Origin of the sequence: Actinomadura terrae, from assembly GCF_022751215.1 — a bacterium.
Classification (GTDB): Bacteria; Actinomycetota; Actinomycetes; order Streptosporangiales; family Streptosporangiaceae; genus Spirillospora; species Spirillospora terrae.
Genome location: NZ_JAICDG010000006.1, coordinates 352,287 through 363,384, shown reverse-complemented (window position 1 = coordinate 363,384; position 11,098 = coordinate 352,287). Strand labels below are relative to the sequence as shown.

12 protein-coding genes and 1 pseudogene are annotated in these 11,098 nt (G+C 76.2%); 3 read left to right on the top strand and 10 right to left on the bottom strand.

Annotation, left to right across the window (positions count from 1 at the left end; translation table 11 throughout):
- Positions 1-3 precede the first annotated feature (3 nt).
- Both K2F47_RS33625 and K2F47_RS33620 read right to left on the bottom strand, forming a co-directional pair.
- Positions 4-1,257 (bottom strand): acyltransferase family protein, encoded by a 1,254-nt coding sequence (locus K2F47_RS33625; RefSeq protein ID WP_242910131.1) that lies wholly within the window; start codon positions 1,255-1,257, stop codon positions 4-6.
- 53 nt (positions 1,258-1,310) lie between these two features.
- A complete protein-coding gene (locus K2F47_RS33620) occupies positions 1,311-2,504 on the bottom strand; it encodes an MFS transporter (protein WP_242910129.1) in 1,194 nt (397 codons plus the stop codon).
- Between the two features lie 56 nt (positions 2,505-2,560).
- Here K2F47_RS33620 and K2F47_RS33615 point away from each other — a divergent pair, with 56 nt between their 5' ends.
- Positions 2,561-3,112: a CGNR zinc finger domain-containing protein gene (locus K2F47_RS33615; protein WP_242910128.1), complete on the top strand. Its 552-nt coding sequence runs from the start codon at positions 2,561-2,563 to the stop codon at positions 3,110-3,112.
- Here the strand turns inward: K2F47_RS33615 and K2F47_RS33610 are convergent.
- From K2F47_RS33610 to K2F47_RS33600, 3 genes are all read right to left on the bottom strand, one after another.
- The gene (locus K2F47_RS33610) at positions 3,109-3,981 is read right to left on the bottom strand and encodes an SAM-dependent methyltransferase (RefSeq protein WP_242910127.1); all 873 of its coding nucleotides are present in this window, start codon (positions 3,979-3,981) and stop codon (positions 3,109-3,111) included. The two genes, K2F47_RS33615 and K2F47_RS33610, sit on opposite strands and share 4 nt — an antisense overlap.
- 341 nt (positions 3,982-4,322) lie before the next feature.
- Positions 4,323-4,970 carry a GNAT family N-acetyltransferase gene (locus K2F47_RS33605; RefSeq protein WP_242910126.1) on the bottom strand — a complete coding sequence of 216 codons (648 nt, stop codon included), beginning with the start codon at positions 4,968-4,970 and terminating at the stop codon, positions 4,323-4,325.
- Between the two features lie 110 nt (positions 4,971-5,080).
- Positions 5,081-5,542: a hypothetical protein gene (locus K2F47_RS33600; protein ID WP_242910125.1), complete on the bottom strand. Its 462-nt coding sequence runs from the start codon at positions 5,540-5,542 to the stop codon at positions 5,081-5,083.
- Between the two features lie 257 nt (positions 5,543-5,799).
- On the opposite strand from K2F47_RS33600, the gene K2F47_RS33595 reads away from it, so the two are divergent.
- Complete coding sequence (locus tag K2F47_RS33595) at positions 5,800-6,336, top strand: hypothetical protein (protein WP_242910124.1); 537 nt, start codon at positions 5,800-5,802, stop codon at positions 6,334-6,336.
- On the opposite strand, the gene K2F47_RS33590 is transcribed toward K2F47_RS33595, so the two are convergent.
- The gene (locus K2F47_RS33590) at positions 6,331-7,236 is read right to left on the bottom strand and encodes a LysR family transcriptional regulator (RefSeq protein WP_242910123.1); all 906 of its coding nucleotides are present in this window, start codon (positions 7,234-7,236) and stop codon (positions 6,331-6,333) included. The genes K2F47_RS33595 and K2F47_RS33590 overlap by 6 nt on opposite strands.
- Positions 7,237-7,343: 107 nt before the next feature.
- Between K2F47_RS33590 and K2F47_RS33585 the strand changes: the two are divergent.
- A pseudogene (locus K2F47_RS33585) lies at positions 7,344-8,186 on the top strand (DMT family transporter); the annotation flags it as partial.
- Positions 8,187-8,256: 70 nt separating this feature from the next.
- Here the strand turns inward: K2F47_RS33585 and K2F47_RS33580 are convergent.
- From K2F47_RS33580 to K2F47_RS33565, 4 genes are all read right to left on the bottom strand, one after another.
- Positions 8,257-9,204, bottom strand: a complete 948-nt coding sequence (locus K2F47_RS33580) for an anti-sigma factor RsbA family regulatory protein (RefSeq protein WP_242910122.1) — start codon at positions 9,202-9,204, stop codon at positions 8,257-8,259.
- A gap of 142 nt (positions 9,205-9,346) precedes the next feature.
- Positions 9,347-10,450: a carboxylate-amine ligase gene (locus tag K2F47_RS33575; RefSeq protein ID WP_242910121.1), complete on the bottom strand. Its 1,104-nt coding sequence runs from the start codon at positions 10,448-10,450 to the stop codon at positions 9,347-9,349.
- A gap of 138 nt (positions 10,451-10,588) precedes the next feature.
- Positions 10,589-10,762 carry a hypothetical protein gene (locus K2F47_RS33570; protein WP_242910120.1) on the bottom strand — a complete coding sequence of 58 codons (174 nt, stop codon included), beginning with the start codon at positions 10,760-10,762 and terminating at the stop codon, positions 10,589-10,591.
- Between the two features lie 19 nt (positions 10,763-10,781).
- Entirely contained in the window at positions 10,782-10,991 is a 210-nt protein-coding gene (locus K2F47_RS33565) for an HGxxPAAW family protein (protein WP_242910119.1), read from the bottom strand.
- Positions 10,992-11,098: the final 107 nt, after the last annotated feature.

Below are 11,098 nucleotides of genomic sequence, written 5' to 3'. Positions count from 1 at the left end.
GGCTCACCGGGCGTGGGCCAAGCGGCGGCCGAGGCGCTGGGCGGGTCTCTCGACGTAGCGGTGCGCGAGCCACGCCGACCCGAGGACGGCCGCCACGAGCACGACGTACCAGGCCAGCCGCTGGTGGCCGGGGATCGAGGCCGGCTCGCCGGTCAGCCGCCAGATCACCTGGACGACCATCGGGTGCAGCAGGTAGACCGAGTAGCTCACCAGGCCCAGCCAGACGAGGACGCGCGGCATCGTGCGGTGGCGCAGCGCGAGCCCGCCGAGGAACGTCAGCCACGCGGCGGCGACGGCGATCGACCAGTCCCGGCCGAGCGGCTGCGGGCCGCCGTTCAGCGCCCACGCCGGCGGCGTGCGCAGCCCCGCGACCAGCACCAGGACGGGCACGACCGCGACCATCGCGGCGCCGGGCCCCGCGCGGAGCCGCCCGTCCTGGATCGCGCGGACGGCGGTCCCGGCGAACATCGTGGCGATGATGCACAGGCTCTCGACGCCGCCGATACGGCTGTCGAGGATCAGCAGGGTCAGCGCGAGCGTCGCCACGACCGCGATCCCGGCGCGCCGGGCCGCGCGGTGCCCGCTCAGCAGCGCGGCCAGCCCGGCGACGAGGACGAGCGCGGCGACGAACGTCGTCCCGCCCGGCCAGCGCGAGGCGAGCAGCCCGCTCGGCAGCGCCACCCCGAGGATCGCGGCGGCGACGCCGAAGCCGAGCGCGACGCGGGCGCTGGCGCGGCGCGCCCCGGCCAGGAACAACGCGGTGACCAGCAGGTAGAACACCATCTCGTAGGACAGCGTCCAGAGGACGTTGACGGCGTTGGGGACGCCGAGCAGGTCCTGGAGCATCGTCAGGTGCGCCAGCGCGGACGTCCAGGGGCGCTCGCCGAGCGCGGCGGGCAGGCCCCACGAGATCCCCGTGGCGCCGAGCAGCAGCGCCAGGCCGACCGACACCAGCCACGCCGGGTACAGCCGGAAGAACCGGCCGATCCAGAACTCGCGCACGTTCCCGCGCCGCTCCAGGGAGAACGGCACGACATAGCCGCTGACGAGGAAGAAGACGAACACCCCGTACCGGCCGAAGTCGAACCAGGGGCTCGCCGTCCGGCGGACCTCGGGCAGCAGCACGTCGAGGGAGTGCTCGAACACCACCACCAGCGCGGCGAGGCCGCGCAGGGCGTCGAGCCAGCCCATCCGGGACGTGCTCACCGGAGGGGCGCCGATCTCGGTTCTGGGCGGGGTCAGAGTGTTCGTCGGCATCCGGGCCACCCTAGGGGCCGATGCTGCGCGCGCCCGGTGCACCGCCTGAACTCTTACTGAACGCCGCGACTCGCTGGGGTGACCGCGGGTGATGACACCGGGCGCAGCAGGACGGGGTAGAGCAGCGCCGCGGCGACGTGCAGCGCGGCGATCGCCAGCAGCAGCGCGGGGGCGGGAAGCCCTGCGGCGACGCCCGTGAGCGCCGCTCCGGCCGCCGCCGCGGTGATCTTCAGACCGGCGCCGATCGTGAAGACCTGGGGCCGCGTCCCGGGCGGCGCGTGGTCGGCGCGGAGGCGGAGCGTGGCCGTCAGCAGGGGGCCGTCCATCAGCCCGGCTGTGACGAACGCCACAACGACGAGGGCGAAGGACGGGGCGAGCGCCGCCGCCGCGAGCGCCGCCCCGGTCGCCAGGAGGCTGAGGCCCGCCGCCCGCTCGGCCGACACCCGCGAACCCCGGCGGGCGATCGCGAGGGACCCGGCGAGGGCGCCCACGGCGAACGCGGTCATCAGGAGGCCGCCGCCGTCCTCGTGCCCCCGGGCGCGGGCGAGCAGGGCGGCGACGGTGGTGAGCCCGCCGACCCCCACGAACGCCAGGCAGGTGACCGTGGTGATCGCGCGCAGCTCCCGCGTCCGCCACATCGCCGCCAAGCCCGAGGCGAGGTCGGCGCGCAGCCCGGCCGTCCCGGAAGCGGGACGCGCCGCGCCGAGCGGCAGCGCCACGGCCAGGGCCGCCGCCACGGCAGGCGCGCAGGCGAGCGCGAGCGAGGCCGTCCCGGCGGAGGCCACCCCGGTCAGTACCCCGGCCATTGCGGGCCCGGCGACGGAGGCGGCGTTGTAGGACGCGGCGTCCAGCGCGTAGGCGCGGGTCCGGCCGGGGCCCTCCGGGGCGATGCCGGCGACCAGGCTGGACAGTCCGCCCGTCACCACCGGCCCGCACGCGCCCCCGGCCGCCGCCGCCACCAGGACGAGCGCCGTCGGCGCCCGGCCGAGCAGCACCGCCACGGCCGCGAGCGAGGCCGCGTAGCCGCAGAGCGCCGCCGAGTAGAAGGCCCGGGGCCGCCGCACCCGCGCCGCGAGCCCGCCCGTCAGCGGCGCGGCCAGCACGTGCGGCGCCATCCAGGCGGTCAGCACGAACGCGCCCGGCGCGGGGGAGCCGGTCCGCTCGGCGGCGAGCAGCACCACGGTCACCGCCATGCCCTCCTCCGCGAGCCGGGCGAGGAACGCCACGGCGAGATAGACGCGCAGCACGCACACCTCCTGGTAACGGCTTAAAATAAAAAGACGTTACAGGAGGGATGGGACGCATGGGCGATCGCGGGCGGGGCTTCAAGCCGCTGGAGCGGCTCGTCGAACTGGCGAACGCGGTCCGCGACGATCCGGCGCTGCCCGCGCCGGCGATCGCGGCGCTGCTCGTCCGGCACGGCGAGTCGCCCCGCGACGTGACCGGCGCGGCCTTCACCGGCGGCGACGCCCGCGAGCTGCGGGCCGCCGTCGTCCGGCTGACCGGCGTCCTCACCGAGACCGACCCCGATCGGGCCGCCGAGGCGCTCAACGACCTGCTCGGCGAGTGCGGGGCGCGGCCGCGCCTGTCCCGCCACGACGGGCACCCGTGGCACCTGCACGTCGACCGGGGCGACGACGCGTCCTGGGCCGAGTGGCTCCTCGCCTCCAGCGCCCTCGCGCTCGCGCAGCTGTTCACCGACGCCGGAAGGCCCGCCTGGGGCGAGTGCGCCGCGTCCGGGTGCTCGCGGATCTTCGCCGGGACCGGCACCGGCGCCCCGCGCCGCTACTGCTCCACCGCCTGCGCCTCACGCGAGCGCGTCGCCGCGCACCGCAGGCGCCAGGGCGCCCGCTAGGCGGACGCCCGGACGCCGACCCCGCAGTACAGCAGCGGCGGATGCGAGGGCGGGGGGACCACGCACGCGGACCGCGCGGACGCCGGACGCGACGGCGGATCCACCTCGGGAGACCAGCGGGTGAGCGGCGCCACGCCGGGGGCGAGCGGGGTGAACGGGCCGAACAGCCGCTCGACGTCGGCGGCGGCCCGCGGCACGAACGGCACCCCGCTCGCCTCGCCGTACAGCCGCGTCGCCTCCGCCGCCTCGGGCGCGAAGTCGGCGGTCGCGTGGGTCACGACCAGCGCGCTGCCCGGCGCGACCGCCTCGCCCAGCGCCGCGACGGGCCCGTACGGGTCGTCCAAGAAGTGCAGGACCGACGACAGCACCAGCGCCACCGGCTCGCGCGGGTCGATCAGCCGCCGCCACTCCGGGCTGTCCAGGATCGCGGCGGGATCGCGCAGGTCGGCGCGCAGCGCGGCGATGTTGCCGTCCTCGATCAGCAGCGCGCGGGCGTGCGCGATGACCAGCGGGTCGGCGTCGACGTAGACGACCCGGGAGCCCCAGGTGTGCCGGGCGGCCGTCTGGTGCAGGTTCTCGGCGGTGGGCAGCCCGCAGCCGAGGTCGACGAACTGCCGGACGCCGCGTCCGGCGAGCGCCCGGACGGCGCGGGCGACGAACGCGCGGCCCTGCCGGGCGGACTCGGCGGCCTGCGGCAGCACCCGCAGGATCCGGTGCGCGAGGTCGCGGTCGGCGGCGTAGTTGTCCTTGCCGCCGAGGAAGTAGTCGTGGACGCGCGAGATGCCCGGCCGGTGCAGGGCGAGCGCCTCCCGCGGCTCGGCCTCGGGCGCCACCCGCAGGGCGCGGACGCCCGGCGCCGGAACGCTCATCCGAGCCTCGCGGGGTGCCGCTGTGTCGTCATCGCTCGTCACCTGTCGCCTTCGCCGGACGGGAGCATGCGGGGCTCGTATCCGACGTTAGGCGGCCATGGTCACGGCGCGCCACGCGCGGCCGATCGGATGTCCGAAAGCCGTCCGTTCCGTGGCCGCATCGGGCCAGCGGCGTTTCGGCGGCGGCCGCGGGGTCCGGTGGCGCACCGCGACGCGCAGCAGGGATGCGCCACCGGGACGCGCCACCGCCGACCCCGGTTCCGGCCGGGCGGACGCCCCCTCCGATTGGCCGATTCCGGCCATGACAGCGACTTAACCCGGGGCGGTCGCCCGGTGTCGGATCATCCGGTCTCCCGGGCAGGCTCCGGGTCCCGCCACATCAGCCACACCGGTGGGCAGCCCTTCCCCGGCAGCGCGAGCTCCCGCGTCACCCGGAACCCGAAACGCTCGTAGTACGGCACATTCTGGGGCTTGGACGATTCGAGGTAGGCGGGCAGCCCGGACGCGTCGCAACGGTCCAATCGCGACCGCAGCAGCGCGGCGCCGAGGCCGTTGCCCTGCGCGGGCGGGTCCGTGCCGAGGACCGCCAGGTACCAGTGCGGCTCCCGGGGGTGGTGCTCCTCGATCGCGCCGAGGGTCCGCAGGGCGATGGGCAGCCGCGGCCCGAAGACGCGCAGCAGCGGCCCGAGCAGCGAGAGCTGCCGCCCGGCCGACACCTTCCAGTGGTCCGGCGGGTCCCAGAACGCGGCGGCCTCGACCGCCCCGTCCCGCCCGGCGGCCTCGCTGGCGCCGTGCGGCAGGTGGACGTGCCGCAGCGCGACGCCGAACAGCCGGGCGAGCCTCCGCACGCGGGACGGCTCGTCCGGCAGCAGCCAGCCCCAGACCGGGTCGTCGTCGAACGCCCGTCCGAGCACGGCGGAGACGGCCGCCACGTCGGCGGCCGCCGCCACGCGGACCGCCCGGGACGGCTGGGATTGCGACGGCGTCATAGGGGGCCTCCTCGGGGAACGCGGTGATCCTCACCGCCGCGTCGTCCCGCCGTCAAGGACGCCGTGTCCCTCCCCGCCCGGGACCCGGGGGCCGGGGCGGACCCGCGCGATCAGTCGGGGATCAGCCGCGCGTGGACGGCGCGCCGCTCCGCCCGCGCGCGCCCCAGCTCCTCCAGCACGAGCGACGCGCCGACGCCGACGAGCCAGCTGTCCTTGAGGAGGGGGATGCCCTGCTGCGTGGGGCGCAGGCCGCCCTCCTCCCGCATCCCCGGGATGCGCAGGTAGAGCCCGGTGAGGCCGCCCGCGAACGCGGTGAGCGCGGCGCCCGCCAGCAGCGAGGGCACGAACGGGACCATGAGCGCGGCGCCGAGCGCGACCTCGGCGGTGCCGAGCCGCCGGGTGAACTCGCGGGGGTCCTGCGACTCCAGGAAGGGGTAGGCGGTCGTCGCCATGCCGTGCGTGCCCTCGGCCACGTCGTCCACGCCCTTGAGCTTCGACACGCCCGAGTTCAGGACGAACGCGCCCACGATGAGCCGGACGGGCAGCTGGTGCGTGCGGGCTGAGAATCGCATCGTTCCCCACATGGATCGGGACGGGCCGGGCGACAGCGATCATTCCCGCGACGCGCCCCTTACACGTGATGCGCCGGTCAAGTCTCGGCATCCCTCCCGCCATCCCTGAGGCGGCTACCACCGGTGGAGCAGGGGCGCGGGCACCCGTGCTCCCGGCGGGGCAGCGCCGAAGCCTCCGGACGCCCGACGACGCCGCCCGGACCCGCCCGCCACGATCGGCCCGACCGATCAGGGACCGAGAGCCGGGAGATGCGAAGATGTCCGTCCTTCAGCGGGAAGCACCTACCGTGGCGAGCCGGTGGCGGCCCCGGCCGTCCGTGCGCAAGTCGATCCTCGCCCTGCACATCGCCGCCTCCGTCGCGCTGCTGGGGGAGGTGTGGGGCCTGGTCGTGCTGAACCTCACCGCGACGCTGACCGATGACACCGGCCTCGCCCGCGCCGCCTACCGGCTCATGGGCGCGCTGGTCTTCGCCGGGGGCATCCCCCTCAGCCTCTTTGCGCTGGCCAGCGGTATCGCGCTCGGCGTCGGCAGCCACTGGGGCATCGCGCGGCACGCCTGGGTGTTCGCCAAGCTGCTGCTGCTGATCGGCGTCATCCTCTGCGGGATGCTGCTGTTCACGCCCGAGGCGATGGCGGACGCGATGGCGGGTGCGGCACGCGGCGGCGCCCGGCCGGAGGGACGCCAGTGGGCGCAGGTCGCGGTGGTCTCGGCGCAGCTCGCGATGCTGCTCACCGCCACCGGCCTGTCGGTGTTCAGGCCGCGCGGCCGCCTCCGCTGGTCCCGCCGGTCATGAGCCCCGGTGCCCGCCCGCCGAGACGGCCCGCAGCGCCTCCACGCACGCCTCCACCGCCGGGCCCATCTCGCCCGTCCGCCAGACCGCGTACACGCGCTGGCGGATGGGCGGGCGGGTCGGCAGGAGCACGACCCCGTCCGGGACGGGGTCGCGGCCGAGGCGGGGGACCAGCGCCGTGGCGAGCCCCGCCGCGACGAACGCGAGCTGGGCCCGGTAGTCGGCGACGTTGCAGGCGATGTCGGGCTCCACGCCGTGCTCGCGCAGCGTCCGGACGAGCTGCTGCTCGCAGGTGGTCCCGGCGGTCCAGGCCGCCCAGGGCAGGCCGAGCGGCTCCTCCAGCCCCGCCGAGCGGCGCCGCGCCAGGGGGTGCCCGGCGGGCAGCGCCAGGTCGACCAGGTCCGCCGACAGCGGGACGCGCGACACCGACGCGGGCATCGCCGTCGGGGCCGTGTCCCAGCTCTCGACGACCGCGATGTCGAGGTCGCCCCGCTCCAGCGCGGGGAAGACGCTGTCGGCCTCGCCCTGGCGCAGCGTCGGGGCGAGCGCCGGGTGCCGCTCGGCCAGCACGGCGAGCGCGTCCGGCAGGACGGTGCGCGCCGCCGCGATGATCGCGCCGATCCGGACCGGGCCCGCCGCGGCCTCGCGCAGCCCGTCCAGCTCCGTCCGCGCGGCCGCCAGCTGCGCCAGCATCCGCCCCGCGTGACCCGCGAGGACGTGCCCGGCGCGGGTGAGCCGCACCCCCCGCCCGTGCGGCACGAGCAGCTGGTGGCCCGTCTCCCGCTCCAGCTTCGCCAGCTGCTGCGACACCCCGGACGGCGTCACGTGCAAAGCCTCGGCCGCGCCCGCGACCGATCCGTGCACCGAGACCGCGTGCAGGGCCCTCAGCCGGTCGAGGTTCACCGCCGCCTCCTCCCCGCCGCCGCTCCCGACATCGTCCTCACGGTAGTGATACTACCGATTTATGTTGAAGAACATTCGCTTGTGCTAACCGGTCGGTCGGCGGCAGCGTGGAACGCGTGCGAACCATCGACCCCCGACTCCTCCTGGTCAGCGGCGCCGCGTTCATTTCGGTGTCGGCCATACTCGTCGCGCTGTCCGGCGTCTCGGCCGGGACGGCGGCGCTCTTCCGGTGCGCGCTCGCGCTGCCGGTGCTGGCCCCGCTCGCCCTGCGGGAGCGGCGCCGCCGCGGGCCTCGCCGCCGCTGGGGCGTGGACGTGGCGGCCGGTCTGCTGCTCGGGGGCGACCTCGTGCTGTGGGGCGCCTCCATCGGGGAGGTCGGCGCGGGCGTCGCGACCGTCCTGGTGAACGTCCAGGTCGTGGTGGTGCCGCTGCTCGCGCTGGCCGTGCACGGGGAGCGCCCCACGCGCGCGTTCGCGGCGGCGGTCCCGATCATGCTCGGCGGCGTCGCGCTGGCGGGCGGGCTCGCCGACACCGGGCCGCAGGCCGCCGGAGCCGTGCCGGGCGTCCTGTACGGGACGACCGCCGGGATCACCTACGCGGGCTACCTGTTCCTGACCCGGTTCGCGGGGCGCGGGCAGGAGCACCGGGCGACGCCCGTGCTGCTGGCGACGGTCGGCGCGGGCGCCGCGTCCGCCGCGCTCGGGCTCCCCTGGCAGGGCGTCGACCTCGCCCCCGGCTGGGCGGCGCTCGGCTGGCTCGCCGCGCTGGCGATGACGGGCCAGGTGTGCGGCTGGATGCTGATCGGCGCCGGGCTGACCCGGCTCCGCGCCGAGACCGGCGGGACGCTCCTGCTGCTGCAACCGGTCCTCGCCGTCGTGTTCGGGGCCGCGGTGCTCGGCGAGCGGCCCTCGCCGGCGCAGATCGCGGGCTGCGTCCTCGTGGTGGCGGCCGTGCGGCTCACGGCGGCCCGGCGACCGGCGCGACCGGCGGATCCGGGCCGGGGCCCCGCGCCGGACGAGGTCACAGCCGCATGTACACCCGGATCGCGGTCCCGGCCGGACCGGTGTGCACCCGGACGAGATCGGCGAGATGGTTCACCAGCAGGATCCCGCGCCCGCCATGGGGGCTCATGTTCGCCGGACGGCGTCCCGCGAGCGGGTCGGTGATCGTCCCGGCGTCCCGGACCTCGCACACGACGCTGCCGTCCTCGGCCCAGACCCGCACCGTCCCCGACCCGCCGCCGTGCAGGCAGGAGTTCGACGCCAGCTCGTTCACGGCGATCTCCAGGTCGTCCACGGCGCGGGGCGCGAGGCCGAGCCGCGCCGCCCACCCGCACGCGAAGTCGCGGACGCGGAGCAGCCCGTCCAGGTCGAAGTCCATCCGGTACGCCAGCGGCGGCTCGGGCAGCGGCAGGTTGTAGGCGGCGATCACCCGGTGCGGCGCGTAGTCGCCGCTCGCGCGCTCGCCGTCGCGGTCGATGACGACCGGATGGGTGGCGTGGGCGTCGGCGATCACGACCGGGGAGAGCGCGGCGACGTCGTAGGGGCACAGGATCGCGACGTTCCGCCCCTCGAACGCCAGGTTGATCAGGGCCTCGTGCTGGGCGCACGCCGGATACTCGGTGTCGGAGCGGCCGGCCCAGATCGGCTCCCCGATGATCCGGACGCGCCGCGCGGCGTGCCGGTCGGCGAACTCCCGCAGGACGCCCGGGATGATCCGGCCGGGGTTGCGGCCCGCCTCGGACATGTCCAGCCACGAGACCCGGTCGGCGGACGCGCCGAGCGCGGCGCGCAGCGCCTCCAGCCGCGGCCCCGGCACCGCGACGGCGACCGGCTCGCCCGCGTCGTGGCCGGCGCGGATGAACGGCACGGTGCCCGCGAGGTACTCCTCGTCGCCCCGGTAGAAGAGCGCGGGGTGCGCGAAGGGGTCCCCGGGTGGGGCGCCCGGGTGCGCGCACGGGACCCTCATCGTGCCATTACTCCATTCGTACCGCTGCCGCCTGCATCCTGTTGAGCGTACGCGGTGTGCGACGTCAAGCGCACGCGCCCTCCGCCCGGCGGCCCTCCGCCCGCCGGTTCGGCGTATCGCTCGGGCCGGGAGACGGTGCCGCTCAGGCGGGGACGGCGGTGTCCTCGCGCAGCAGGCAGGAGTCCACGACGTCGGTGAGGCGGCCCCGCCTGCGGTAGGCGGCGCGCTGCCGCTCGGCGCCCGTCCCGCCGGTGATCAGCCGCCGCACGCCCGCCGTCACCCGGTCGAGGTCGCCGGTGCCTCGCAGCGCGGGCCGGACGTGCGCCAGCAGGTCCGCGGCCAGCCGCCGGAACGCCGCGGGACGGCCGGTGAGCACGTCCAGGCCCGTCCCGGCCAGGCCGTCGCGCGCCGCCAGCCAGTACGCCGCGCGCAGCATCTCCTGGGGCGCGGCGGGCGCCCGCTCGCCCGCCTCCGCCGCCTCGGCCGACACCTGGACCAGCGCCCGGGTGAGCGCGGCGAACACGGTCGCGTCGGCGGCGGTCGGGGCGACGTCGGCCAGCCGGATCTCCAGCGTCGGCAGCCGCGCGGACGGCCGGACGTCCCAGAAGATCGTCCCGGTGTCCATCAGCGCGCCGCAGCCGAGCAGCGTCCCGACGAGCTCCTCGTAGTGGCCGTGGGACTCGAAGAACGGCGGCGGCCCCGCCACCGGCCAGCGCGCCCACGTCATCACCCGCCAGCAGGCGTGGCCGGTGTCGCGGCCCGCCCAGTACGGCGAGTTGGCCGCGAGCGCCACCAGCGTCGGCAGCCAGGGCCGCAGGTGGTTGCTGACCTGGACGGCGCGCTCCCGGTCGGGCATCTCGACGTGGACGTGGCACGAGCAGATGCACTGCTCGTCGTCCAAGCCCCGGTAGGTCGCGAGGCTCTCGGCGTACCGGGCGCCCGCCGTGATGGGCGCGGGGACGAGGTCGCCGAGCACCGGCGTCCCGGACGCGGCGAGCCGCACGCCCTCGGCCGCGGCGGCCCCGGCCATCGCGGCCCGCATCGACCTGATCTGCTCCTCCAGCTTGGCGAGGTCGTCGCAGGGGGACGTCTTGGCCTCGGCGAGGAAGTCGACCAGCTCCGTGGAGACCCGCTCGCCCAGCGCCGGCCGGGCTCCGCGGACCACGGCGGCGGCCCGGGGGACGACCTCGCGCGATCCGGGATCGACGACGAAGTACTCCTCCTCGATGCCGATTCGCAGGGCCATCCCACCACCTCGGGGTCGGGGAGACGCGCGCATGTCGCCCTCGACCGTACGTGACCTTCGCCGGGAAAGCACCCGTCGGGACTGCCGCGTCAGTTGACGAAAAACGCCCGCCGAAGGTGGCGTCCCGTGGCGAACGGCTCAGGTGAAGAAGTACATCGACAGGGCGATGAGGTGGGTGACGACCACGACGCCGAAACCGAAGAAGAAGAGCATCTTGGCCGGGGCGTGGGGGAAGACGGTGCCGGGCTTGAGCGGCCCCCGCTCGCGCGCCCGCGCGGCGAGCCGCTCCTCGAACGGGGGCCGACCGAACATCGCTACTGGCCGATCAGCGCTACTGGCGGGGGTCGTCGACGACGACGTCGGTCATGATGTCGACGGCGAACGCGAGGATCCCGCCGAGCACGGCGACCGCGGCGCCGGCGCCGAACACGGCCCAGTTCGGGCCCATGACGATGCCCAGGCCGCCGACGGCGAAGCCGGCGAAGATGATGGCCACGGCGATCCAGGACTTCGGGCGTCCGGCGTGGCTGCCACTCGACATGCGTTCGTCTTCCCTCTTCACGGTTCCGGCGGGGCTGTGAGCGGCACTCTAGCAACGCCCCGCCCCACAGGGCCCGGCGGGGTGCCGTACCCGCGCTCGGCGCGGTT